This is a genomic window from Xanthomonas sp. NCPPB 3959, assembly GCF_056675575.1.
The window spans coordinates 95128-119459 of record NZ_JBWWVR010000009.1 but is presented as its reverse complement, the minus strand read 5'-3'; the positions used below and the strand labels follow the sequence as shown (position 1 = coordinate 119459).

General features: G+C 58.5%; 23 protein-coding genes, 1 tRNA gene and 1 pseudogene. All 25 read right to left on the bottom strand.

Features of this window, described 5'->3' with window-relative positions; all coding sequences use genetic code 11:
• Positions 1–42 precede the first annotated feature (42 nt).
• Positions 43–1482: a GumC family protein gene (locus AC1KVG_RS12395; RefSeq protein ID WP_074057171.1), complete on the bottom strand. Its 1440-nt coding sequence runs from the start codon at positions 1480–1482 to the stop codon at positions 43–45.
• The gene (locus AC1KVG_RS12390) at positions 1464–2162 is read right to left on the bottom strand and encodes a polysaccharide biosynthesis/export family protein (protein WP_006449137.1); all 699 of its coding nucleotides are present in this window, start codon (positions 2160–2162) and stop codon (positions 1464–1466) included. Before AC1KVG_RS12390 ends, AC1KVG_RS12395 begins: the two co-directional genes overlap by 19 nt.
• Positions 2163–2633: 471 nt before the next feature.
• A tRNA-Pro gene (locus AC1KVG_RS12385) sits at positions 2634–2710 on the bottom strand.
• A 61-nt stretch (positions 2711–2771) separates the two neighbouring features.
• Complete coding sequence (locus AC1KVG_RS12380) at positions 2772–3128, bottom strand: MerR family transcriptional regulator (RefSeq protein WP_005995911.1); 357 nt, start codon at positions 3126–3128, stop codon at positions 2772–2774.
• Positions 3109–3408: an integration host factor subunit alpha gene (locus tag AC1KVG_RS12375; protein WP_002811076.1), complete on the bottom strand. Its 300-nt coding sequence runs from the start codon at positions 3406–3408 to the stop codon at positions 3109–3111. Before AC1KVG_RS12375 ends, AC1KVG_RS12380 begins: the two co-directional genes overlap by 20 nt.
• A gap of 21 nt (positions 3409–3429) precedes the next feature.
• Complete coding sequence (gene pheT / locus AC1KVG_RS12370; RefSeq protein WP_481094577.1) at positions 3430–5808, bottom strand: phenylalanine--tRNA ligase subunit beta; 2379 nt, start codon at positions 5806–5808, stop codon at positions 3430–3432.
• A gap of 111 nt (positions 5809–5919) precedes the next feature.
• Positions 5920–6915, bottom strand: coding sequence for a phenylalanine--tRNA ligase subunit alpha (pheS, locus tag AC1KVG_RS12365; protein ID WP_016903312.1), 996 nt, complete (start codon positions 6913–6915; stop codon positions 5920–5922).
• Positions 6916–7205: 290 nt separating this feature from the next.
• The gene (gene rplT, locus AC1KVG_RS12360; RefSeq protein ID WP_006449140.1) at positions 7206–7565 is read right to left on the bottom strand and encodes a 50S ribosomal protein L20; all 360 of its coding nucleotides are present in this window, start codon (positions 7563–7565) and stop codon (positions 7206–7208) included.
• Between the two features lie 10 nt (positions 7566–7575).
• Positions 7576–7773: a 50S ribosomal protein L35 gene (gene rpmI / locus AC1KVG_RS12355; RefSeq protein WP_006449141.1), complete on the bottom strand. Its 198-nt coding sequence runs from the start codon at positions 7771–7773 to the stop codon at positions 7576–7578.
• A gap of 240 nt (positions 7774–8013) precedes the next feature.
• Positions 8014–8556, bottom strand: coding sequence for a translation initiation factor IF-3 (gene infC / locus AC1KVG_RS12350; RefSeq protein ID WP_080639730.1), 543 nt, complete (start codon positions 8554–8556; stop codon positions 8014–8016).
• Between the two features lie 48 nt (positions 8557–8604).
• Positions 8605–10509 carry a threonine--tRNA ligase gene (gene thrS / locus AC1KVG_RS12345; RefSeq protein WP_481094576.1) on the bottom strand — a complete coding sequence of 635 codons (1905 nt, stop codon included), beginning with the start codon at positions 10507–10509 and terminating at the stop codon, positions 8605–8607.
• Positions 10510–10804: 295 nt separating this feature from the next.
• A pseudogene (locus AC1KVG_RS12340) lies at positions 10805–11101 on the bottom strand (VirB4 family type IV secretion/conjugal transfer ATPase); the annotation flags it as partial.
• A gap of 66 nt (positions 11102–11167) precedes the next feature.
• A complete protein-coding gene (locus AC1KVG_RS12335) occupies positions 11168–12430 on the bottom strand; it encodes an XVIPCD domain-containing protein (RefSeq protein WP_481094575.1) in 1263 nt (420 codons plus the stop codon).
• Between the two features lie 178 nt (positions 12431–12608).
• Entirely contained in the window at positions 12609–13385 is a 777-nt protein-coding gene (locus tag AC1KVG_RS12330) for a hypothetical protein (RefSeq protein ID WP_481094574.1), read from the bottom strand.
• Between the two features lie 132 nt (positions 13386–13517).
• Entirely contained in the window at positions 13518–13931 is a 414-nt protein-coding gene (locus AC1KVG_RS12325; RefSeq protein WP_481094573.1) for a DUF4189 domain-containing protein, read from the bottom strand.
• 116 nt (positions 13932–14047) lie between these two features.
• Positions 14048–15157, bottom strand: coding sequence for a TrbL/VirB6 family protein (locus AC1KVG_RS12320; protein WP_481094572.1), 1110 nt, complete (start codon positions 15155–15157; stop codon positions 14048–14050).
• Between the two features lie 96 nt (positions 15158–15253).
• Complete coding sequence (locus AC1KVG_RS12315) at positions 15254–16003, bottom strand: hypothetical protein (protein ID WP_481094571.1); 750 nt, start codon at positions 16001–16003, stop codon at positions 15254–15256.
• A gap of 63 nt (positions 16004–16066) precedes the next feature.
• Positions 16067–18520, bottom strand: a complete 2454-nt coding sequence (locus tag AC1KVG_RS12310) for a VirB4 family type IV secretion/conjugal transfer ATPase (protein WP_481094570.1) — start codon at positions 18518–18520, stop codon at positions 16067–16069.
• A gap of 103 nt (positions 18521–18623) precedes the next feature.
• The gene (locus AC1KVG_RS12305; RefSeq protein ID WP_481094569.1) at positions 18624–18935 is read right to left on the bottom strand and encodes a VirB3 family type IV secretion system protein; all 312 of its coding nucleotides are present in this window, start codon (positions 18933–18935) and stop codon (positions 18624–18626) included.
• Complete coding sequence (locus tag AC1KVG_RS12300) at positions 18928–19341, bottom strand: TrbC/VirB2 family protein (RefSeq protein WP_043907616.1); 414 nt, start codon at positions 19339–19341, stop codon at positions 18928–18930. The genes AC1KVG_RS12305 and AC1KVG_RS12300 overlap by 8 nt, the downstream gene beginning before the upstream one ends.
• 58 nt (positions 19342–19399) lie before the next feature.
• Positions 19400–20224 carry a lytic transglycosylase domain-containing protein gene (locus AC1KVG_RS12295; protein WP_481094648.1) on the bottom strand — a complete coding sequence of 275 codons (825 nt, stop codon included), beginning with the start codon at positions 20222–20224 and terminating at the stop codon, positions 19400–19402.
• Between the two features lie 62 nt (positions 20225–20286).
• A complete protein-coding gene (virB11, locus tag AC1KVG_RS12290; protein WP_005996067.1) occupies positions 20287–21336 on the bottom strand; it encodes a P-type DNA transfer ATPase VirB11 in 1050 nt (349 codons plus the stop codon).
• Between the two features lie 5 nt (positions 21337–21341).
• The gene (locus tag AC1KVG_RS12285; RefSeq protein WP_481094568.1) at positions 21342–22511 is read right to left on the bottom strand and encodes a TrbI/VirB10 family protein; all 1170 of its coding nucleotides are present in this window, start codon (positions 22509–22511) and stop codon (positions 21342–21344) included.
• Positions 22508–23275 (bottom strand): TrbG/VirB9 family P-type conjugative transfer protein, encoded by a 768-nt coding sequence (locus AC1KVG_RS12280; protein ID WP_006449258.1) that lies wholly within the window; start codon positions 23273–23275, stop codon positions 22508–22510. The genes AC1KVG_RS12285 and AC1KVG_RS12280 overlap by 4 nt, the downstream gene beginning before the upstream one ends.
• Entirely contained in the window at positions 23272–24279 is a 1008-nt protein-coding gene (locus AC1KVG_RS12275) for a VirB8/TrbF family protein (RefSeq protein WP_115040687.1), read from the bottom strand. The genes AC1KVG_RS12280 and AC1KVG_RS12275 overlap by 4 nt, the downstream gene beginning before the upstream one ends.
• Positions 24280–24332: the final 53 nt, after the last annotated feature.

Below are 24332 nucleotides of genomic sequence, written 5' to 3'. Positions count from 1 at the left end.
AGTTGTCACTTCAATTAACCACCGTTTTGCAACATCACGATGTCAGTTCAACCGCGTCTCCGGCCCATTGCCTCGCAGGAAGTAGCGCACAAGGGCCACAGCCACACCAAGGAATACGCCAAAGATGAAGCCTAAGGCGAGGTTCAATTTGAGTTTCGGTGAAGTCTTCGACGTAGGCACGTCTGCGGTATCGACGATGGTCACGTTGTTGGCGCCCACGTTGCTTGCAACACCGATCTCTTTGTAACGCTGCAGGAGCGCATCGTAGAGCTGACGGTTGGTATCGACGTCGCGCTTGAGCATGTTGTATTGGATGCTGCGACTCTGCAGATCCAGCTCGTTACTGCGCAGACCGGCGATGCGCTCGTTGAGCAAACGCTCCTGCTGCACCGAGGCGTCGTAGGCGGCCTTCAACGATTGACGGATGTTGATGACCTCGCCATTGATCTGACGGCGCGACTCTTCGATCTGCGCCTTCAGGCGTCGCATTTCCGGATAGTCGGGCTTGAAGGTCGACAGCTTCTGCTGGTACTCGGTGTTCAAGCGGATCTGCTCACCGCGCAGGCTCTGGATCAACGGATTGCCCAGCACCTGCGGCAACGACATGCTGTCGCCGGTGCTGACCTGACGCCATGCCGCCTCGGCCTTGATGCGCGTGTCCTGTGCAGAGGCAAGCATCGCGTTGAGATCGCCCAGGTTCTGCGCCGCAAGCGATGGCTTGTCATCGCCCATCGACACGATCTGCTCCTGGGTCGAATAAGAGACCAGCGTCTTTTCCGAGTCTTCGACCTTGCCGCGCAACTGCTCCAGACGTTCGGACAGGAACTTGGTCGCGAACGAGGACGCGTTCATCCGGCGCTCTTGCGTGCTGACGATGAAGACCTTGGTATAGGTGTTGGCGATTTTGGCGGCCAGCACCGGATCCGGCGAGTCGTAGTTGACGTAGACCAGGCGCGAATTGAGGATCGGCTCGACCACCAATCCGGCCAGCAGCGTGTCGGTCAAGGTGCGCTCGACGATCGCCTGGCGCGAATCGACCGACTTGCCGGCTTCCGGATTCTTGGCCGCAGCCTTCTCCAGTGCCTCGTCGACCTGCGCCTTGAACGCCGGCTCCTGATCCAGCTTGGCTTCGCGGATCACTGCACGCGCCAACGAACGGCTCTGCAGCAACTGGTACTGGGTCTGGTAGAAGTCGCGATCCTGCGGCGATTCCACGGGCATCAGATTGTCGACGTTCACCACGTTGAGCGAATCACGCTCGATCTGCAGCGTGCTGGTGGCGCGGTACTTCTCCGGCATCAACAGCGTGATGCCGAAGGCCAGCAGCACTGCGAACAGCGTGACCCCGATGATCAACCAGCGCTGCGAGACCAGCGCACGCCAGTAGTCGAGCAAACCCACATCCGCCAGCTCGAGATGGCCGTGACGATGAGAAGAAGAGGAACGATTTTCGGAATTCATACTCATCGGTAAGCGCGCCACACCATTACCAAGGGGGTCAGTTCAAGCATGGTGCGCAGCCAGATGCGTGCGTCCGAGCGATACACCACAACGATGTCGCCGCCGTAGATCTCCGGGTCGGGATTGGCACCCTTCTCGATCTCGGTCAGGTCGAATCTAGCGATCATTTTTTGCCCATTGACGATGCGGAAGACAATGACATTGCCGCGGCTGGCCACCGTACTGACACCCTTTGCCTGCGCAATCGCTTGCTGCAAGGTCAGGTTGGAGCCGATCACCGGGTAGATCCCGGGCGCGTCCACCGCACCAGTGACCGTGACCCGGCGGCCGTTGGATTCCTCCACGAACACCGACACTTGCGGCTGCTGCAGATATCCGGCGGCGTAGCGTTCTGCGACCAGTTTTTCCAGCTCGCCAACGCCCAGGCCGGTGGCCTTGACATCGCCGATCAGTGGCAGCGAGATGTGACCGTTCTGATCGATGCGGACCTGCCGCTCCAGATCATCGACTTGAAATACCTTGACCAACAGCAAGTCACCCGGCGCCAGTCGATACTCTGGCTGCACTGCGGACATCGCAAGCGGATCCGGGAGCGGCAGAGAGTCCGCCATCTTCGGACCGGTGCTGCAAGCGCCCAGTGTCATCGAGCAGATCAACGCCAGGCTGAGGCCTTGGCAGAATCGTTCGATCAGTCTTTTCATGCGTGTAGCTGGCTGCCTTGATTGGTGGGACAGGAACCCGCGCAGCATTCAACCGGCCAACACGCCAGCACGAACGTACGACAGAGAAATTCATCCCGTATGACATCGGGATCACGACAGGTGTGACGTGTTGCACTGCACTATGGCATAGAAAGAAAACATCGCAAGACGCTGCACGCCATTTTTTTGACGGCGTTGGCCTATTGATTCAAGTTCGTCGTTGTGACGTTAACAAAACGTGATCCAGTTACTAATCACGCGCTAATGATCTGGAGGATTTTCGGATACTTAGCACCGCTCTGTGATCCAGGTCCACAGCAGGCGGGACCGTGTAAAGCGGGCTCTTCGGCCCTTTTCCTGCTGCAGCGCACTATGCCGTTCTGCATATGCAGCACCTTTCCCCGAAGCCCCAAATCCACATGCTGCGTCGCAACAAAAAAGCCCATGTCCAGAAGACATGGGCTTTGTGTTTGGTCGGGGTAGCCGGATTTGAACCGACGACCACTAGTCCCCCAGACTAGTGCGCTACCAGGCTGCGCTATACCCCGAAGATGCTGCACTCCGTCACAAGGACGGCCTGCGATTATAGCGGCTTTGCAACACAATTTCCTAGCGGCGCAGCAGCTGCAACACTTCTTCCAGCTCCATACGCACCTGCTTGATGATCTGGTTGCTCAACGCCGACTCGCTCTTGGCGCCATCGCCTTCCAGGCGCAGACGTGCACCACCGATGGTGTAGCCCTGTTCGTACAGCAGGCCGCGGATCTGGCGCACCATCAGCACGTCGTGACGCTGGTAATAGCGCCGATTGCCGCGCCGCTTGACCGGCTCCAGGCTCGGAAATTCGGTTTCCCAATAGCGCAGCACATGCGGTTTGACATCGCACAACTCGCTGACCTCGCCGATGGTGAAGTAGCGCTTGGCCGGGATCGGCGGTAGCTCGCGATTACTGCCCGGATCCAGCATAAGCCTCCACCCGCTCCTTGAGCTTCTGGCCAGGACGGAAGGTCACCACCGTGCGGGCCGAAATCGGAATTTCCTCGCCGGTCTTGGGATTGCGACCGGGCCGTTGATTCTTGCGCCGCAGATCGAAGTTGCCGAAACCGGACAACTTCACCTGACGGCCCTGCTCCAGCGCATCGCGCAGCACATCGAAGAAGGCGTCGACAAATTCCTTTGCCTCGCGCTTGTTCAGACCGACCTCGTCGAACAGACGCTCGGCCATCTCTGCTTTCGTCAATGCCATGCCAATCCCCTGGTTACCGCCTCAACTCCGAATCCGGGCGCGGTGCTCGCGCTCGATCACGGCCACCACATCGGCAACGACTGCGTCGACGTCCCGGTCGGTGAGAGTGCGCGAGTTATCCTGCAAAATCAAGCCCATAGCCAGACTCTTGAAACCTGGCTCGACCCCCTGCCCGACATAGCGATCGAACAGCTGCACCTCGCGCAACAACGGGCCAACCGTGGTGCGCACACTGGCAGACAGCGCCGCCCAGCTCACCTCTTCCGGCACCAGGAAGGCCAGATCGCGACGCACCGAGGGGAACCGCGACAGCTCGCCGGCACGCGGCAGCGCACGCTGCACCAGCGGCGCCAGCTGCAGCTCGAACGCGATCACGTCCATGTCGATCTCCAACTGCTTAGCAAGACGCGGATGCACCTGCCCGATCCAGCCGATGTGCACGCCATCGCGATGAATATCGGCCGACCGCCCCGGATGCCCGAATGCCTGCGTGGAAGGCTGGAAATCCAGCACCGCGCCACTGGCCGCAGCCAGCGCCACCAGATCGCCCTTCAGATCGTGGAAATCCACTTTGCGTGCAGACTCGCCCCACTGCAGCGCCAAGGCATCGCCACAGACTGCTGCGGCGACGTGCTGCGCTTCCTGCGGCGCGGCACCGGTCTCGGCGGACGCGGTGAATACCTTGCCCAGCTCGAACAGGCGCACCCGCCCGGCCTGGCGGGCGGCGTTGCGGCCCAGCGTCGCCACCAGACCCGGCAACAAGCGCGGACGCATGATTGCAAGTTCCGCACTGAGCGGATTGGCCAGCGGCACCAGACCATCGGTCAGCTGCCAGCGCTCCAACAGGTTCGCATCGACAAATGCGTAGTTGATGGTTTCCTGCAGCTCGCGCGCCACCAGCTGGCGACGCACGCTGAGTTCGTCCAGCTGGGTTTCGCTCGGCATCGCGATCCGGCTTGCGCCACCGGGCAGCGTGGTCGGCACACGGTCGTAGCCGTGGATACGCGCCAACTCTTCGATCAGATCTTCTTCGATGGCGATATCGAAGCGACGGCTCGGCGCCATCACCTGCCAACCTTCGGCCACCGCGTCGAGCTGCATACCGAGCGCAGTGAGAATGCGCACAACCTCGGCATCGTCGATCTGGATGCCGAGCACGCGCGCAATCCGCGCACGCCGCAGCAGGATGCGCGCAGGCTGCGGCAGATGCTGCGGCAATTGCGCATGTACGACCGGGCCCGGCGTCCCACCGGCCAGCTCCAGCACCAGCCGTGTCGCCACTTCGATCGCCTGTGGCGGCAATGCCGGATCCACACCACGCTCGAAGCGATGACCGGCATCGGTATGCAACCCGAGCTTGCGGCCACGGCCCATGATCGCGGCCGGATCGAAATACGCCGATTCCAGAAATACATTGCGCGTGGCCTCGGTGACACGCGTCTCCAACCCGCCCATCAGACCGGCCAGCGCAACCGGCCGGCCTGCATCGGTGATGGTCAGAAAGCTATCGTCCAAGGTGACCTGACGCCCATCCAGCAGCGCGAGCTGCTCGCCACTGCGCGAACGCCGCACACCGATCGGCCCCTGCAGGGTGTCCAGGTCGAACGCATGCATCGGCTGGCCGAGCTCCAGCATCACGTACTGGGTGATATCCACCAGCAGCGACACCTGCCGCACGCCACAGCGACGCAGGCGCTCGGCCAACCACACCGGCGTTTTTGCCGCCGGGTCGATGCCTTCGATCACACGACCGCAGTAACGCGGGGCCTCGTTGCCGGCCTCCAGCTCCACTGCCAAGGTACGCGTCGACACCGGCGCCACCGCGCCCGCATCAAAAGCCACCACTTCGCTGGCGCATGCGGCCGCCACATCGAAGGCGATACCGCGCACGCTGAAACAATCTGCGCGATTGGGCGTGAGCTTGATCTCGATGCTGGCATCGGGCAGCCCCAGATACTCGGCCAGGGCCTGACCCACCGGCGCATCGTCCGGCAGCTCGAACAGGCCGGACGCGTCGCTGTCCAGACCCAGCTCCTTGGCCGAACACAACATGCCGTTGGACGCCACACCGCGCAGCTTGGCTGCGGTGATGGTCAGCGCACCGATCTGCGCACCGACCAGCGCCAACGGCGCCACCAGACCGGCACGCGCATTGGGCGCGCCACACACGATCTGCAGCAACTCGCCCTGCCCTGCGTCGACGCTGCAGACCTGCAGACGATCGGCCTCCGGATGACGCACCGCCTCGACGATGCGCGCCACCACCACCTGCCCCAGCGCCTCGCCCAGTGGCGTGACCTCTTCGACCTCCAGACCGATCGCCGTCAGCGTCGCGGCAAGTTCGTCGCGGCTGGCCTGGATGGGAACGTGGCTGCGCAGCCAATTTTCAGAGAATTTCATGAGGAGCCGGGATTGGGGATTCGGGATTTGAGATTCGTAAAAAACAGTCGACGGGGGGCGGGACGAGGGCGCTGTTGCGAATCCCCAATCCCGAATCCCCAATCTCCGCCGTCAGGCGAACTGCCTGAGGAAACGCACATCGTTCTCGAAGAACGCGCGCAGGTCGTTGACGCCGTAGCGCAGCATCGCGAAGCGCTCCACGCCCAGGCCGAACGCGAAGCCGGTATAGCGCTCCGGATCGATGCCCACGCTGCGCAGCACGTTCGGGTGCACCATGCCGCAACCCAGCACTTCCAGCCAGCGCGTGCTGCCGTCGGGCTGCTGCCAGGCGATGTCCACTTCCGCACCCGGCTCCACGAACGGGAAATAGCTGGGGCGGAAACGCATTTCGAAATCGCGCTCGAAGAACGCACGCACGAACTCGGACAAGGTGCCCTTGAGGTCGGCGAAGTTGGAATGCTCGTCCACCAGCAGGCCTTCCACCTGATGGAACATCGGCGAATGGGTCTGGTCCGAATCGGAGCGATACACCTTGCCGGCCGCGATCATGCGCAGCGGCGGTTTGTGTGCATCCATGTAACGCACCTGCACACCGGAAGTATGGGTGCGCAACAGGCGGCCATCGCCAAAATAAAACGTGTCGTGCATCGCGCGCGCCGGATGGTGCGGCGGAAAATTCAAAGCTTCGAAGTTATGCCAATCGTCCTCGATCTCAGGACCATCGGACAGCTCATACCCCAAGCGTGCAAAGATCTCGACGATGCGCTCGAGCGTGCGCGTGACCGGGTGCAATCCACCGCGCTCGCTGCGACGACCCGGCAAGGTGACATCGATGCGCTCGCCAGCCAGACGTGCGTCCAGTGCAGCGTTTTCCAGCGTGTGTTTGCGCTCTGACAGTGCAGCGGTCAGCGCGTCGCGCGACAGATTGATCGCTTCGCCAGCGGCCTTGCGTTGATCGGCCGGCAGCGTGCCGAGCTGCTTGAGCTGGGCGGTGATGCTGCCGCTCTTGCCCAGCAATGCAACGCGCAAGGCTTCCAGTTGGTCCGGCGTCTGTGCGGCGGCCACATCGGCCAGCGCGCGCTCGGTCAGGGATTGAATCTCACTCATTGCACTCGCGCCTCAACTGCTCAGCCGAACGGTGTTTCCGGATGCACCGGAACGCATTACCACATGACTCTTGCCAACCATCCAAATCTAGAGATGCCGGCTATTTAAAACGCAAAAGGGGAAGGACTCGCGCCCTTCCCCCTGCATATCTGCGTTTCATCACCAAAAGCAGGCACACGAGTGTGCGGCTGCTTGAGACGATTAACCCTTCAACAGTCCGCACATGGATGTGCGGGCTCTTGCGAAGGACTCGCACCAACGACGTGCGGGCTCCTGCGAGGGACCTGCATTTACGCCGCCAGCGCGCCCTTTGCCTTCTCAGCCAGCGCGGCAAAGCCGGCGGCGTCGTGCACGGCGATATCAGCCAGCACCTTGCGGTCCAGGGTGATGCCAGCCTTGAGCATGCCATTCATGAAACGGCTGTAGCTCAGACCATTGATGCGGGCAGCCGCATTGATGCGGGTGATCCAAAGCGCACGGAACACGCGCTTCTTCTGCTTACGGCCAATGTAGGCGTACTGCTGTGCCTTGATGACCGCCTGCTTGGCAACACGGAAGACCTTACGACGGGCGTTGTAGTAGCCCTTCGCCAGGTTCAGAATTTTCTTGTGGCGGCGGCGCGCCTGCACACCACGCTTTACTCGTGCCATGGTTCAGTCCTCAGAGATAGGGAAGCATACGATCGAGACGGCCTGCGTCCTCGGGACGGACGTGGTTCGTCTGCCGCAAGTTGCGCTTCCGCTTGGTCGCTTTCTTCGTGAGGATATGGCTACGGTTTGCGTGGCCGCACTTGTACTTGCCGGAGGCGGTCTTGCGGAAACGCTTGGCCGCCGCCCGGTTGGTCTTGATCTTGGGCATTGCAATGTCCTTGATGGTGTTTTGTCACTGACCCGGGCGGCAGTCTTGCGACCACGCTTTCCATCCTTGCCCTTGCCTGCTTGTAAGTCCGTGATCGAACACGATCCGGACAGGTCCTGTACCACTTGCGCGGCGCCCCGGTAAAACCGGGCCGCGCAGTATGCCCGTTGCCGGGAATTCTTGCAAATCGCTGCTGTCTGCACTGCGACCGACCCCGCCGGGGCCGGTCGCAACGCGGGATCAGATCTTCTTCTTGGGCGCGATCATCATGACCATCTGCCGCCCTTCCAGGCGCGGACGCGACTCGATGACGATGTCTTCGCCAAGATCGGCCTCGATCCGGGACGCCATTTCGCGACCCAGCTCCTGGTGGCTCATTTCGCGGCCACGGAAGCGGATGTTGACCTTGACCTTGTCGCCCTCTTCCAGGAAGCGACGCATGTTGCGCAGCTTGATCTGGTAGTCGCCCTCGTCCGTGACCGGACGGAACTTGAGTTCCTTGATCTCGACCTGCTTGGTCTTTTTCTTGGCCTCGTTGGCCTTTTTCTGCTGCTCGAACTTGAACTTGCCGAAATCCATGATCTTGCAGACCGGCGGATCGGCCTGCGGCTGGATTTCGACCAGGTCCAGGCCTTCTTCCTCGGCCTTGGCGAGCGCTTCGTCGCGCGACAACACGCCGACCATCTCTCCGTCACTGCCGATCACGCGGACGCGCGGCACGCGGATTTCTTGGTTCTTGCGGTTCTGTTTGTTGTCAGGGGTACTGATATTGCAATCTCCCAGGGGAATCGAACCGGCGCGTCCGGATCATCCAGACCGGCCGGGGTTGGCTCACGCTGCCTGCTCTGCCTGCAGACGCTCGACGAAGGCCGAGACCGTCATGGTCCCGAGGTCTTCTCCCGAACGTGTCCGCACGGCGACGGCGCCATTTTCCTTCTCGCGGTCACCGACCACGAGCAGATAGGGCACGCGTTGCAGCGTATGCTCGCGAATCTTATATCCGATCTTCTCGTTACGCAAATCGGCGTTTACACGGAAGCCTTGATTTGCAAGGGTTTTCCGAACCGAGTCCACATAGTCTGCCTGGGCATCGGTGATATTTGCGACAACGACCTGGACCGGGGCGAGCCAGGAGGGGAACGCGCCGGCGTGGTGTTCGATCAAAATGCCGATGAAACGCTCCATCGAACCGACGATCGCCCGGTGCAGCATGACCGGATGCTTTTTCTGGCTGTGCTCATCCACGTACTCGGCGCCAAGGCGGCCGGGCATCATGAAATCGACCTGCATGGTGCCCAGCTGCCAGGTGCGGCCGATGGCATCCTTGAGGTGGTATTCGATCTTGGGGCCATAGAAGGCGCCCTCGCCCGGTAGCTCCTGCCACTCCACCCCGCACACGCCCAACGCGCTGCGCAGCGCGGCTTCGGCCTTGTCCCAGGTGACGTCGTCGCCCAGGCGCTTTTCCGGGCGCAGCGCGATCTTGATCTCGATGTCGTCGAAGCCGAACGCGGTGTAGACCGCCAGCGCCTGCTGATGGAAGGCAGTGACTTCGGCTTCGATCTGCGATTCCAGGCAGAACACATGCCCGTCGTCCTGGGTGAAACCGCGCACGCGCAGGATGCCGTGCAGCGCGCCGGAGGGCTCGTTGCGGTGGCACGCACCGAACTCACCGTAGCGGATCGGCAGGTCGCGGTAGCTGTGCAGGCCCTGGTTGAACACCTGCACGTGGCCAGGGCAGTTCATCGGCTTGACCGCGTAGGTGCGCTTCTCCGACTCGGTGAAGAACATCGCGTCTTGGTAGTTGTCCCAGTGGCCGGATTTCTGCCACAGCGACACGTCCAGGATCTGCGGACAACGCACTTCGCCGTAGCCGCTGTCGCGATAGACCTTGCGCATGTATTGCTCGACCACCTGCCACAGCGACCAGCCCTTGGGATGCCAGAACACCAAGCCGGGCGCCTCTTCCTGCAGATGGAACAGGTCCTGCTGCTTGCCGATGCGGCGATGGTCGCGCTTGTCGGCTTCTTCCATACGCAGGATGTAGGCGTCCAGCTGTTTCTTGTCGGCCCAGGCGGTGCCGTAGATGCGCTGCAGCTGCTCGTTCTTGGCATCGCCGCGCCAGTAGGCGCCGGAAATGCGGGTCAGCTTGAACGCCTTGAGGAAGCGCGTATTGGGCACGTGCGGACCACGGCACATGTCCACGTATTCCTGGTGGTAGTACAGGCCCATCGCCGTGATGTCGTCGGACATGTCCTCGATCAGACGCAGCTTGTATTCTTCGCCGCGCCGGGCGAACACCTCGATCACTTCCGCGCGCGGGGTGATCTTCTTGATCACGTCATAGTCCTGCGCAATCAGCTCCTGCATGCGCTGCTCGATCGCGGCCATGTCGTCCGGCGTGAACGGGCGCTCGCTGTAGATGTCGTAGTAGAAGCCTTCGGCGATGACCGGACCGATCACCATCTTGACCTCCGGGTACAGCTGCTTGACCGCATGCCCGACCAGATGCGCGCAGGAGTGGCGGATGATCTCCACGCCTTCGGCATCCTTGGCGGTGATGATGCGCAGGCTGGCGTCGTGGTCGATGACGTCGCTGGCATCGACCAGTTGGCCGTCGACCTGACCGGCGATGGTGGCCTTGGCCAGGCCGGCGCCGATCGACTGGGCGACCTGCATCACCGAGACGGGGGATTCGAATTCGCGGCGGCTGCCGTCGGGGAGCGTGATGTTGATCATGGGCAAGAATGAGGTCTGTGCTGGCTGCAGCGCGACGGCTGCAAAGGAGATCTGCCCACTGCGGGACAGGCTCGGATAGGGATGCGGCGAGAGGTGGTGCAGAAAGAACGCCGTGCGGGCGCCGTGCGAACTGGCGCGGCCGGAATCAGCAGTGGGCGGTGGTAGTGCTCATGTCGCACGCTGGGCCGGCGCGGGGCGCGGGCCACCTTCTCGCAAGTGGTCTTGAAGACGAATGGTAAACCAATCAGCCCGGCGTTGCGCATGCCAGCACGGGGCCGACGGGCGCGTGGCAGGATGTCGGAGACCTATTCTTGGCGAATTCCTTCAGTACCCCCTTGCCATCGAGGATCTTCCAGAATTCGTCCATCACACAGATCAGTGGGCGCCCGTCGATCAGCGCTTCCAGGCGATGCAGCAGGTAATTGATCACCGGCACCCGCACTTCGGCGTTGTCGATCACGTCGGTGTAATCGAAGCCGATGATCGAGGCGCGCGTCAGGTCGATGGTATCGACCGGGTTATCGAACACCCAGCCCAGCGAGTTGCCGGCGGTCCAGCGATGCAGGCGTGCATAAAGCCCATAAAGGCCAAGCGTAAGATGGCCTTGGCAGAAGCCAAGGCCATCATGTTTGCAATCGCTACAACATGTGAGCGTTGATTACAGCGTAGGGCCGCGCGTATCAGGGCCTGGCGGCTGTGCATGCACTTGCTGTACCTGGCGCTGGCTTTCCTCGGCCACTTGCCGGCTGCTGTGCTCCAACGGCTGGGTTTGCGCCTGATCGCGGTCAACAAACACACGGCGCATCGCCGGGTCCGTCATCTCTCCCTGTACCGCGAAGAAGCCGTCACCGCTCTTGTTAGGCACCACGTGGTCAATGCGCTGTAGACCACTGACCTTGGCCTCGAACACGATCTGCCCGGCCGCTTGCTGGAGTTCCTGGCGGTTGGAGAAACCACCCCGTTCGCCCAAGGCTTCCAGCTTGCTGACCGCACCGTTGTACATCGCGTTATCTGGATGACGAGGGTCGGATAGTAAGGGGCTGGATGCCTGTGCCGGCGCAATGGGAGCGGCGCTCTGCTCGGCTTGCTTGGGTGTTGGCTGGGACAATGCCTTAGCCAAAGCCGCCTGCGTTTGGTTGCCCACCACACCATCTACCTGCAAACCACGCTCGCGCTGGAATTGCTCGACGGCGTATTTAGTGTTGCCGCCGAAGTCGCCGTCCGCCTGCAGCGGCTTGCCATCGCGGCCAACAGCGCCGAGCTGTATAAGCTGACCTTGCAGCTGCTTCACTTGCTCGTTGCGCTCGCCTTGTTCCAGTTTGTCGTCATGCGACGCATCGCGCCCCGGCGGCTGAGGTGTAGCGGAAGTATTCGCATGCACCGCATGCGAACGTCCCGGCTGCATGTATTGGTCTAGCCCATCACGATTCCGTGTGATGTCGTGCATGTAGTCATAGTTACTAGTGCCGTTGCTATCACTAAACTCACGACCACCGCTGATCGCAGCACGAGCACCACCGTAACCAGAGATATGGCGGGCTTTGAGAAATCCAGCCACCTTGGTCGGGCTGTCGTCGCTATCCAATATTCCTTCACGAGTAGCTTGGCGATATGCCTTATCGCTATTTATCTTGAAGGCGCCATCCTGCAAGTCGGCGGAGGCTTTGTATCTCTCGAGACTAAGGCCGTCTTTCCAGTTCGAGGAATCCTCGAGAAACCGCGTCATCCCACCACTGGTCGCCCACTTCCACTCAGCGCCTCGCACCTTCTCTGGATCGTAACCAGCATCCCGCATAGCGGCAGTGAGCTTTGCACTGTCCACATAGCCCGCGTCAGCAAGCCAACCGGCACCCGCCTGGTAGCGACCCACGTAGCCTTGTCTGTTTGTGATGGACAGGTCACCGCCATTGCTCTCGGTCATTACGGTTGATGCAATCAGTCGACGCGTCGTTGCCTCGTCTAGCCCTGCGATATTCCCTTGACTATAAGCCTGAGCGGTGGCCGCCGCTTTTTCTCGTCTATCAGCCATGATGCATGTCCTCTGGATATGACGGTTAGGGTAAAACGCCACCCTTCTAGTGACGCCGGATGTTGCGGAGCTATAGCTCCTTGCACTGCAACTCTTTAATTCTCTTGTCGGGCTTTACTTTAGTGAAAAGAAAGGTGGTGTACCCAGGACCTCGTGAACCCTCACCATCGTCGATATAGGCCTCAAGATAAAGCTGGTAATCTTTCACACCTATTTCGTAAAATTTCGTTTGAGTATCGGGGCCGCCGTTCATATCTGCCGCGCAATCGCCAGCGATCAATTGCACAGTCGATGTAGCAGGTAGCTGACGTCGTACCACATCAACGTATTTAGGGCTGACATAGAATTTCTTTATTGCAACGGAATGCACATACTGCGCATCCCCTTCGAGAGTAATCCCAGATTCGCCCTCATTGATATTCTTTACCCCAGCATCTACTCCTTCGTTTCCGTCAGGAACGTCAACCAATCCAAAGCCATCGAGAACAATTATTCCGCTGCGGGACCTTGAGTTTTGGGGGCTAGTGCTGTCGGGATTTAGCTGCGGAGAAGACTCCTGCCACCGTACACCGGGGACTACATCTAAATTTTCCCAGGGCGTACCGTTCTTGACAGCAAGTAACGAAACGACTTGATAAAGTGATGTCATTCGTTCTTTTCCTTCTGAGCTTTTCTGTTGAGAGAGAGGCTCATTTTTAATTTCCTGTGAATTCTGCTGCTTAGTTGCGGAAGTATCGACCGCTTTTTCTGGAAGATCATCCTGCTGGCACCCGGCTAGCAGCAGGAACCCAATAAAGATCAAGACGGCGGATAGATTTCGTGAAAAATTAACCACTTCACGCCTCATTATATATATGTGAAAAATTAATTTTTGTCAAAACCCAGGAAGGACACTGAAGATAATTATTGAGAAACTGGAGCATCCGACTCTAGAATCAACAGCGAAGGAGAAGGAACCACAGACATCGCTCCAATCGCGTTAGAATTTATTAAACTCAGGGAGAGAGCATTTTGAGTATACTATTTCACACCCAGATTTATTTCCGCCGCCGCACTTTGACAGCGCCCTCTCCTCCGCTTCTCTGACTGAGCCGCCGGTTGCTATGCCACCTGAACCTGAACCACCAATGGAGTTAGCAAGAGAGACACACTGATTTTGATATGCCAGCTCCACCTTGCAATTTATTCCTCCACCCGTAGAACATTGACGAAGCGCCTCCTCCTCAGCATCTTTTTTGGTGGGCTTTCCTGACGTAGCGCCGACACTATTGTCCGAAGCCCTAGCAATCGCTCCCCAAGTTTTGATCCACTCGCCGTCGGGCAAAGGCTTCGCTGGTTCGCTTTCGCTAGAGCCCGCAACAGGCTCATCAGGAATACACTGAATATTACCCATCTGAGTACCTATCGGGCAGCGTGTTTGCGCATATGCGTCAAAAGGTGCAGAAGCCGCCGATAAGGACAGAAAAATCAGTAAGTAGCGTCTCATACCGTTCCCACATGTATTGATAATCATGCGTTGCCAGGAGAATTTCTATTTGCAGACCCCATCAAACCTGTTGTTCGCGTACTATCATTTCCGGTGTCAGCGGATACCCGAGCTGTATTATTGGCAGGTATACGTGATGCGTTATCCGTTCTATCCATATCTGGAGTCTGGGGCCTATAAGAATTCTGCGCATTCGGCCCCTGCCGATTAGCGTTAGACGCTGCATCCGACGAGCCCAGCGACCCAATCGCCGAATAAGGGGCAAACTGGCCCAGCGTGCCCTGGAAGAATGCCGCCGCCATTGGCGGTGCGGTCAGGATCAATGTCGTCAACACCAAGCCCACTCCTCCCTGCTGCAGCGCCATGCTGCTAATGCCTTCGCCATTGCCGCCGTTGACGGCCCACTTCGCGAGAAACGCCACACCCACGGCGCCAACCACCTTGGTCGCCAAGCTCACCGTAAACGTCAGCACCGACAACGAGAACATGGTGCCTAATCCGTATAGCAGCCACTTGCTGAACAGCGACTTCGTGGCCTGGAACAGCAGGCACAGGATGAACAACGGGCCAAACCCGACCACCAGTGCCATCGCCAACTTATTCAACAGCAGCATCGAGCCGGCCACCACTCCAGGGCCTGCCATACCGATGCCGGTGAACCAGCGCGCCCGGTTCTTGGCGTCTTCGCTTTCTTTATCGCCGCCTGTCTTGATCTGATCCAACCCGGCCAGCGCCATCTGCATCAGCATCAAGTTTTGATCGATCGCCTTGTAGGGGCTATCCGAGTCCCCGGTGACTGTCTTGGTAATCGCCGAGCTGATCCCGTCGGTCAGGGTCCAATACAGTTGCGGGGAGCCCTTGGCCATACTCGTCGCCAACCCGATGATCAGCGCCGCACGCAGCGCCGTCACCACCAGGCCCATTGCTGCTTCGCGCGACTGGCCGGTAACGATGCGGTAGCCCTGGATGAAGATCCACAGCGTCAACACCGTTAGCGCCACCATGCCTACCCAAGCCGTCGTCCGCTGCAACAATTCCCACTGAAAGATCGAGATCTCGTCACGAAGATAGTCGTTGATGAGACGGAAAAATTCGTAATTGGCGATGTTCGTCAGGAAATCACTGATATTCATAAGTCACCACATCCACTGAGACGGCTGCGCCGTAGGGCAACTGCTGCCCGATGTTGAGTCCATTGCAATACACGCTTCCACCACAGTGAGTGCGCATTACTTCTTCTCATCGATCATCAATGGCCGGTAACCCTCAGGCTCCTTGCTCTTGATGGTCTCGAATGCCACCTTCATCGCTGCGCCGGCGATCGCCGTCTTGCCAAGGCTCCACAAATCGCCAGTGATCTGAGACCACCAGGAGGATTCGCCCTCCGGATCCGGTGGCTTGGTGCCACTCATCGCTGCCAACGCCGCACCGGTCTGCTTGTCGGTTAAATAGGCCAGACGCCTGTCGTAGGCAAACATCGCCGACTCCATCTGCTGCCGATCGATGTCCATCATGGCCTTCAACGCCAACAGCTTATTGGTATTGCTCTCAAGCAATCCAACTTGCCCGTCCTTGATCCCTGCCCGGTCCTTCTCAAGTTTTCGCAGACGCTTCAACCGCTCAGTGGTGATCTCGTTCATCGCCACCATGTAGTTGTACTGCGCATTGCGCGTGCGTTGGGTCAGCTCGCACACCTGCTTCTGCACACTGGATACCGGGGTACCAGAGGTAGAGGATGCGCATCCTGTCACACCGAAATCGTCAGGCACCTTCTTCAGCGCCTCCTTGGGCTTCTCCACCTCTTTGCCACTGGATTCTTCGCCTTCGCCCTTGCCGACCTTCTGATTCTCAAGCATCTTTTCGGTCGTCTCATTGAGCTTATTGTCGATCACTTCCCACTGCGCACTGGCGGCTCCGGCCATGCAGAGCAGCACCAGTCCCGTGAACACGCGAGAAAAATGTCTGAACTTGGTTGTCATGGTGTTTTGCCTCCTGACACAGATGAAGTTGATGCGTGGAAAGTGTGCTGCCGATGATGGGGACTATGCATCTTCGGCCTCCTTGTCTTTGACGGCTTTGCGCTTCCCCGACCCCTTGCGGTGGGCATAGAAATCGCTCAACCACTGCTCGGGCGTCAGCTGATCGACGGTGACGCCCAACTTACTGGCCTTGCCGGCCAGGATCTGATGCATGATCTCGATGTTGTCGGTCGAGGACGAAATCACCGACAGCGCATCGTCCATCCCGCGCAGGTTGAGCTGGCACACCGCCGAGGCATGGCCTTGCTTGACCAGGAAGCAGCGCGAGCGCTCGTCCAGCGAGACCACTACCTGGTACTCGGCATCGGTCAGCTTGAGGCCTTCGATGTAATCGTCGCGGCTGGCGTTCGGGTTGGGCAGCAGCACCATCGTGGCGGTCTGTTCGATCAGCGCCGCGGCGATATCGCTGGCCAATGCATCTTCCGGGCTTTGCGTGGCGAAGATGCCCAGGCCGTTCTGTTTACGGATGGTCTTCTGCTTGTTCTTGGCGAATTCCTTCAGCCCCCCCTTGCCATCGAGGATCTTCCAGAACTCGTCCATTACGTAGATCAGCGGCCGGCCGTCGATCAACGCTTCCAGGCGGTGCAGCAGGTAATTGATCACCGGCACCCGCACTTCGGCGTTGTCGATCACGTCGGTGTAGTCGAAGCCGATGATCGAGGCGCGCGTCAGGTCGATGGTATCGACCGGGTTGTCGAACACCCAGCCCAGCGAGTTACCAGTAGTCCAGCGGCGCAGGCGCGCATACAACCCGTCGTCGCCCATGTTGGGCAGGCTCTTGCGGAAGTTGCTCATGCTGCGCAGGTGCATGGGCGTATCCAGCATGCCTTCCACCGCGCGGTAGATGTCTTCTTCCTCACGGGCGCTGTACTCGGCCTTGCCGCCCAACACCTTGATCAATTCGGCGAGAAACTGCGTGTTGGCTTCATTGCGCTCGCACTGGAACGGGTTGAAGCCGGTCGGCACGCCATTTTCCAGCGCCAGATAATTGCCGCCGCACGCACGCACGAAGATCTCCGCGCCGCGGTCCTTGTCGAAGAAGAAAATGGTCGGGATCGGATCGAACTTCTGTACCTGGCTCAGCAGGAAGTTGATCAGCGCCGTCTTGCCGGTACCGGACTTGCCGATGACCATCGTGTTGCCGATCGCCTTCTCGCCGAGGGAATTCTCGGCAGGATGCGTGGCGTGGAAGTTGAAGTAATAGGGCTGCCCGTTGGTGGTCTGCAACGTGGTAACGCAGTCGCCCCACGGGTTGTTGTGCTGCTTGCCCTGGGCAAAGTTGTGCAGCGGCGACAAACCGAGGAAATTGAGCGAACTAAGGTTGGCGATACGCGTGCGGAAGCGCCAGTTGCCCGGCAGCTGCGCATAGAACGAAGAAGCGATTGCCAGATCTTCCTTCGCGGACACGAAACCGGCGTTGGACAATTCGGCGCGTGTCGTCGCGATCTGCCTGGCCAACTTCTCTTGGCTATCGGCATAGACCGCCAAGGTAAAGTGATATTCGCCCAGTACGAAGTTGCCGGAGGCCACGTCATCCATCGCCAGGTCCAGGTCGCGGATCTGGCTGGACGACTTGTCGCCCGACGAAATCATCATTCCCTTGGTGCGTTCCAACACCTTCAAGGCATCGTGGCGCCCGACCGGGCTGAACGAATGCGTCATCACGTATTCGAAATCAAGATATTTCAGGCCATTGAGAATGCCGGGATAGGTTCCGTCCGCATATTCCTTGACGTTGAGGATCGCACCGAAATGATTGATGCCATCCGGCGTGCGAATGACAAAATCGCCGGTCTTGTTGGCGAACATGTGCTTGCTGACAGGCAGATACGCCGGCACAGGCGCCTGCAGGACCGGGACAGGCTCGTCGATCCGGTTGAGCAAGTAGCCGAGAAACTCCAGTGTCTCGGAAAATACGACACCATTCTTGGCCTCATACATGCCAAGCCGGTAAGGTGAATAATCCTTCAGTACCGCCTCGACGTTAGTGGCCAACTCGACGATCTTTGAGATGGCCTGCTCTTCCTCGGCACGAATCCTGTCAGGATTTGCAGATTTTTCGACCATGCGCCGCCCCGTCACCACCGGGCGATAGATCATGCTGAAGTACAACTCGTTTTGCATGATTTTTTGCGATGAAAGCGCCGCGTAATACTCGTCGGACAGCGTCTGATTGAACGATTGCTTGAAGCGCCCACCCGTGCCAATTTTCCGACGACGGCGAACGTCGTGAACCCAGAATGCGATATTGGCGAAATCCGGTGCACGCAATGTTTGCAGCAACCGATTGAACGTGTTGTGCCGCTGCTCGAGTTCGAACTCGTCCCGCCCAACGAAGGGCAAGCCAGCCAGATGCCAGATCAACAAATAGTCGCCACCAGTCGTCTTGACGACGGACGGTGCGACATGTGTCGAAATGGAAACAAATTCGCCGATCGGACTGTCTGGACTGAACATGGTCTTACCGATTTAAGAAGGGAGCATCACACCAAGAATTACGATCTAAAACGCCAACCCCACGCGAGCTGCACGCGTGGGGCTGGTTAAACGATTCACGTGCTCATCGCGATTTACCCGGGGGACCCTTACGGTATTCGTTGGGAGTAAATACCCACATCCCGGAATAACGCTGAAGGTTTCGGGCCCGCATTCGGAAAAGCCAGCGCAATCCAAGCAACCTGAAGATCATTTCGTCCCTCTTTGCCATTTGCTGCATGCCAAAGATGATGACGGGGATGGTTAACAGGTACCAAAGATTGAGGTACATCCCCAACAGCAGGCCACCGCCGGCACCGATGAAAAAGGGGATGTAAGGCACCCCCAGAAACATCGCCGGACGGGTGCAGCCGCGGAAGAGGACGTCTTTATGCATAGTACTGAGCGATCTGCACCAACGCAGCACCGACTCCCGAGCAGTCGTTCGCAGCAGCACCATCCTTGTTTTGAAGAATCATGTTGGCGATCTGGCCAGCTGCGCCAATCAGAACACCACCGATAAGGATTGGGGAAACCTCAGAGATACGCTTGTGTGCAAAGGCAATTTGATACCCGGCCACGATAACCGCAATGGTGACCACTGCAATCGAACCCATGTTCAGAAGCTTCTTCACATTATTCAGGAAGCCGCAAACCTGAGTGTCCGTGCCACCAAGGCCGTTGCCTTCTGCTGCTGCACCACCGGCAACCATCAGCAGCGAGATGAATACCAGCGCCTTCACTGCCTGGGTGCCAACCATCTTGGCATCTGCCATTGTCTTCTTGTCGATTTCAAACTTCATGTCTAACTCCTTGGGAACAGAGGGGGTCCAGCAGCCGTATCCTTGGCGATCTTCCATCCTAAAAAACAAATGCGCTATCTACTTGCGGAGCCGCCTGTGGTGCACGCGGCATTGAGACGGGATTTGCGGGTAGATCAGTCTGCGTCGAGGCCTGCGGTGCGATGGCGGGCAACGCCACCCCACGCCCCTGGCCTGTCGGCTTTATCACATACAACTCGTTCTCCGCCGCAGGAGCCACAGGGGTGGCCCGGCTCGGCAGAGAGTAAGGTGCTGACGGTGCCGATAGCATAGGCCCAGACGGTGAAGCCACCGTGTTGCCCGCCCCGGATAGATCCTGAATACGACGCGCGACGATCGCATCTGCCAATTCGGCGGCCGCCTGCTTGAGCGGATTGGCAGGCCGCAACTGCACCTGGCGGGTCGGCACGACCGCAATGGGCTCGGGTCCAGAGGATGCTACCGACTGACGAATGGATGCATAGATCTTTTGGACATAACCATGTTTGAAACCGGTCTCGAAATTGCCGGAGTAGTAACAGCTGAACGACTTGCCCCAATTAGCGCCTGAGCGCGAATGGCACTCCGCTAAAATCCTTGAAGCAGCGACAAGATTGGGGCATTTGTCGAATGCCATCTCATAACTGGTGAGCCCGTACTTCTGCAGGTTGTAGCGATTGACCTGGCCTAGTCCGAGGGAGAAGTTGTAGCCTTTCTGCTCCAGCATCTTGGCAGTAGCCACTGCTTCAGCCAAACCCCGTGGCTCACGCACTAACCGCCCGCCAACCACACCGATGGCATACGGATTGCGCGACGACTCGACACGGACAACGTGCTGCATTACCTCGCCAGGAACAGCAAGTCCAGTGCACCCCATCAGTTCCATGCCAGGCAACATGTCATTACTCCTTGCAAAACCAAACCAGCCCCAACGAAAAAATTTACCTCTCAACCGCCGCGCAAGGTTCTCAGAGGATCGAAGTCGATGCCTGTGATGAACCGCCGTCCCGCGTGCGCCTTGATATGAACCACGATGTCGATGGTCATTCTCAGCAAACGCTTGATCACCTCGAACTCCAGACCAGAGCCTTCGTTGGATGCTTTCACCATCAAGGCCAACTGGTCCCAGGTCTGCTCGACACTACCGGCGTGGCAACTGGTGATGGAACCCGGATGTCCCGAAGCGCAGTTACGGATGAAGTAGAACGACTCGTCACCGCGCAACTCGGCCAGGATGATGCGATCCGGCTTCATGCGCAGACACGCCTCCATGCAACTCTTGGCAGTCACGTTGCTGGCGCTCTGCCCGCCCTTCGAGTACAGCAGGTGCACGGAATTAGGCTGACTGATGAACAGCTCGCGCGCGTCCTCGATGGTGACAAGACGTTCTTCGTTGGGAATATGATTGACCAATGCTTTCATGAAGGTGGTCTTGCCGCTGCCTGTAGCCCCAGCCACGACCACATTCTTCTTGTACAGCACGCACTTTTTAAAGAACTCGGCATAGTCACGCTTGCGGCGTAACTCCAGCAACTCCTGATCATGGTCGCTGACATCCGCAGACTGTTCCAGCACCTCGTCGAAAAAACCGTCGTGTTTGTATTGCTCCAGCGACTTGGTGTGCTTGGAAGGAAGCCGGATCGTGATGGATACCTTGCCGGCATCACATGCCGGCGGCATCACGAACTGCGCGCGCTGCCCGGTCGGAAAAGTCAGTGACACCACCGGGTCGGCGTCAGTAATACGTTGCCCGGTATTGCTCTCGTTGACGACAGCCGTACAAAACTGCCGAGCACGGTCGTAGGTGAGGGACGGCACATCAACCCGCTGCCACCCATGAATGGTCTCAAGATACAACTCACCCGGACGATTGATGCAAATCTCGGTCACGTCAGGCGAATTCAGGTAATCCAGGATTCCCAGCACTGAGTACTGGTAATCCAGGAAGTCGTTCGAAATGCGCGCTGTCGGGGAATCATCGATCGTCATGGCAGCCATGTCATTCACTTCGGCAGGACCGCCGAGAAATCGACGTCCTTGGCAACATAAACGTTCAACACGGTGCCCTGATTGATCGTCAAGGTTGCCGGACGGCGCCCAGACTTTTCGACAGCCTGCTCGGCAAGCTGCTGCATGCTGCGGGCGGTATTACTTTCAAAAGGCTGCTGAGTGACGATCCCGCTGCCAACACCGATTGTGGTCGTTTCTGGACCATATTCGGCAGCCGCATACTTGAAGGCATCGCTCAGCAGACTGATGAACAGAGCCGATGCAATCTTGTTGCCCCAATGGGCGTTGTAGTTCCCTGGATGGCCAGCGCTGCCCAACGTATCGATGCCAGGCCCCACGAGCGTGACATCCAGACCGGTCGGCGTGGTGACACGATCCCAGACCACCTGCAGGCGCCGTGTCGTTGGCTCTCCGGCGCCATACTGACCAAGCATCTTGGAACCCTTCGGCAGCAGCAGGTTATGCCCGTTGATGGAGTACACCGGCTCAGTCACGATGCAAGATGTATAGCCACCGAAATCGGAAATGATCCGGGTCTCGAGAATGCAGCGAATGTACGTACCACGCACCAACAATCCGTCCGGGTTGCTAATCGGCTTTGCCAGTGTGACAGCAGTGTCTTCCTCTCCAGGTGCAGCTGGCGGACCAGGTTGACCGGGCATGCCTGCGCCATTCACAGCGGATTCGGCGAGGATTCGGCGCTCCAACAATGTAGGACCGCGCTGACGTTCCGGCGCAGAACCGGCCTCTTCGCTATCAACAGTCGGCATCGGCGGCAGTGGCGGCAGACTCGGCTGCTGCGCGAGAGGCACGGGTGCCTCTTCGACGGGCGCAGTCATATTTTGCGGTAGCGCAGGCGCCACAACAGTCTCAGCTCGCGGCTTCGGCGGTGCCGAATCGTCCCCACTTTGCGTTGCTAGCCAGAAGATAACGAGAATCAGCAGAGCAGCAATGGCAGCCAGAAACACGAGCGCCTTACGATTCAGCCGCTTGATGTCGCTGGAGCGCAGCACCGGCTCATTAGCATCCAGGTCAGGCGTGGCACCTGCCTGTTGACGTGCAAAGTACGGGTTGTTGCGCTCATCGTACTCGCCGTTTCGCGATTCTTCCCCGCGGTTTGCCGGGGAGCGATCATCTGGGCTGTTTGGAATATTCGAGTTCACTTTTGCTTGTTCCTTCGCAGACCGAGGACGTTATCGCCGTGGCGAACCACCAGGAAAGGATAGGTCCCATGCACAATCAGGGTGTTGCCTTCCACCGTCGTATTGACGAGAAAATCCTCGGCGTGTTCTTTCTCTCGAGCGAATACCGCCGGGAAATTCCCAGTCGGAAACCGCGTCAAATCCATGTTGATGTAAGTGAACTTGCCATCATCGTACACCCGGCTTGGAATCAACCAGGATTTCTTGGTACGCGTGGAGTAATCATAATCATAGTAGTAACGACGATCCTTTAGGATCTTTGCGTTCAACAGTGGACCTTTCTTCGATGTGTCTGCATCTTCCACGTTATTGAAGCTCGTGTCTTTCGGGTAGGTAAACACAACCTTGTATTGAACACCCGCCTGCTTCGCCTGCTCAAGGCGCTGCCAATCTGTTGCAACCACCTTGAGCTCAAGAATGTAGGAATGCGTCGCCGTACGAATCATCATGTTCGTGTCGACGTCGACGTTTTTGGGTTTCAGATAAAACACATTCTCACGCCGAGTGAGTTCCCAGCCACCAGTGAACCCGGTGCTGTAGTCCAGGATTTTCTCATTCGGGCTTAGCTCGACCTGAGTGGTAATCCCCAGACCCGTACGCACCTGATAGATACGATCAGGCGCATATTCGTATTCCTGAACCACCTGCGCCGCTGCTGAAAAAGCACATAGTGCAAGTGGCAGTGCTGAAAATAACGCAGCCCTGTACCGATTAAAGAGTTTCATCGACCGCTTGCTCCATTGACATTATTCGGCGTCCCTTGGGGTTGAATCGCAGGCTGACCCGGTGGCTGCATCTGATCGGGAAACGCTGGCTGTGCTTGCTGTTGCGGCACGCCACCCTGCGGCAAGGCTCCTTGCTGGAGCGGAACGCCGCCTTGCGGGACTGCACCAGAGACATTTGCCGCATTCGGATCGACAACGCCCGTGCCAGGCTGCTGTGCAGCTGCTTGAGGTTGCGCGTTGATGACGGCACCAGCCGCAGGCGCTGCTGGCAGCGAGGAGTAGTCGTTATCAACCCGATAATCTGTCACCCGAAATCCAAGGGGATTTTCGACACGCAGGCTATCACTCATCTCCAGATTGTCCTGATAGACGAATCCCATGGTCGCAATTTTGTTATCGAGCAGCGTGGAGAGCGTTGAATTCTTGTCATATACGGTTCGCTGGAAGCGCACTGTCGCACCTTTGTAAGGCTGGCCTTTCCCACCAATCAGCGTGATACTCAGGATATTGACGCGAACTGCACGAAGCTTGCCGTATGTATTCAGCGGCCGTAGCGGATTGTTTGATGAATGCAATGCACGATATTCGTTCACAACATTTGTCGTGCCCATTGCTGACACGGTATTCCAGTCACGTTGACCGATGATCGACAAGTCGAACGATTCGCGGGCAATGATGAAGCGTGCGATATTGCTGCGCGCCAAGGCCTCACTCGTCGTAATCGTCCGCCCACCAAAATTCGCTTCAAGCTTGGCGATAGTGCTTGTGCCCGAATAGGCGTCTGCCATGACCAGATAGGGCACTTTCTCCTTCAACGGCAGCATGTAGTAATAGCCGCCCGCAGTCATGACCGTCACGACCATCGACAAAGTCGCCACAATCCAAGCACGCTTTTCACTGCGGCGCGCAAGATCAGCGATGCTCACCTCGTAATTAACCGCCTTCTGGACGGCTGCACCGACTTGGGCAGATCCATCTTTCTCACTGACCTTCTTACGCAACATGTCTAGATCCGTCACCGTGGGGCCTTGTCAGGCCTGAAACTGTTGCCGCGATG

What these genes read in the sequence shown, in the direction of transcription:
- AC1KVG_RS12390 (WP_006449137.1), bottom strand. Translation starts at nt 2,162, where the DNA reads ATGAAAAGACTGATCGAACGATTCTGCCAAGGCCTCAGCCTGGCGTTG.
- AC1KVG_RS12380 (WP_005995911.1), bottom strand. Translation starts at nt 3,128, where the DNA reads ATGCTGGATCCGGGCAGTAATCGCGAGCTACCGCCGATCCCGGCCAAG.
- AC1KVG_RS12375 (WP_002811076.1), bottom strand. Translation starts at nt 3,408, where the DNA reads ATGGCATTGACGAAAGCAGAGATGGCCGAGCGTCTGTTCGACGAGGTC.
- pheT (WP_481094577.1), bottom strand. Translation starts at nt 5,808, where the DNA reads ATGAAATTCTCTGAAAATTGGCTGCGCAGCCACGTTCCCATCCAGGCC.
- pheS (WP_016903312.1), bottom strand. Translation starts at nt 6,915, where the DNA reads ATGAGTGAGATTCAATCCCTGACCGAGCGCGCGCTGGCCGATGTGGCC.
- rplT (WP_006449140.1), bottom strand. Translation starts at nt 7,565, where the DNA reads ATGGCACGAGTAAAGCGTGGTGTGCAGGCGCGCCGCCGCCACAAGAAA.
- rpmI (WP_006449141.1), bottom strand. Translation starts at nt 7,773, where the DNA reads ATGCCCAAGATCAAGACCAACCGGGCGGCGGCCAAGCGTTTCCGCAAG.
- thrS (WP_481094576.1), bottom strand. Translation starts at nt 10,509, where the DNA reads ATGATCAACATCACGCTCCCCGACGGCAGCCGCCGCGAATTCGAATCC.
- AC1KVG_RS12335 (WP_481094575.1), bottom strand. Translation starts at nt 12,430, where the DNA reads ATGACCGAGAGCAATGGCGGTGACCTGTCCATCACAAACAGACAAGGC.
- AC1KVG_RS12330 (WP_481094574.1), bottom strand. Translation starts at nt 13,385, where the DNA reads ATGAGGCGTGAAGTGGTTAATTTTTCACGAAATCTATCCGCCGTCTTG.
- AC1KVG_RS12325 (WP_481094573.1), bottom strand. Translation starts at nt 13,931, where the DNA reads ATGGGTAATATTCAGTGTATTCCTGATGAGCCTGTTGCGGGCTCTAGC.
- AC1KVG_RS12320 (WP_481094572.1), bottom strand. Translation starts at nt 15,157, where the DNA reads ATGAATATCAGTGATTTCCTGACGAACATCGCCAATTACGAATTTTTC.
- AC1KVG_RS12315 (WP_481094571.1), bottom strand. Translation starts at nt 16,003, where the DNA reads ATGACAACCAAGTTCAGACATTTTTCTCGCGTGTTCACGGGACTGGTG.
- AC1KVG_RS12310 (WP_481094570.1), bottom strand. Translation starts at nt 18,520, where the DNA reads ATGTTCAGTCCAGACAGTCCGATCGGCGAATTTGTTTCCATTTCGACA.
- AC1KVG_RS12305 (WP_481094569.1), bottom strand. Translation starts at nt 18,935, where the DNA reads ATGCATAAAGACGTCCTCTTCCGCGGCTGCACCCGTCCGGCGATGTTT.
- AC1KVG_RS12300 (WP_043907616.1), bottom strand. Translation starts at nt 19,341, where the DNA reads ATGAAGTTTGAAATCGACAAGAAGACAATGGCAGATGCCAAGATGGTT.
- AC1KVG_RS12295 (WP_481094648.1), bottom strand. Translation starts at nt 20,224, where the DNA reads ATGGAACTGATGGGGTGCACTGGACTTGCTGTTCCTGGCGAGGTAATG.
- virB11 (WP_005996067.1), bottom strand. Translation starts at nt 21,336, where the DNA reads ATGGCTGCCATGACGATCGATGATTCCCCGACAGCGCGCATTTCGAAC.
- AC1KVG_RS12280 (WP_006449258.1), bottom strand. Translation starts at nt 23,275, where the DNA reads ATGAAACTCTTTAATCGGTACAGGGCTGCGTTATTTTCAGCACTGCCA.
- AC1KVG_RS12275 (WP_115040687.1), bottom strand. Translation starts at nt 24,279, where the DNA reads ATGTTGCGTAAGAAGGTCAGTGAGAAAGATGGATCTGCCCAAGTCGGT.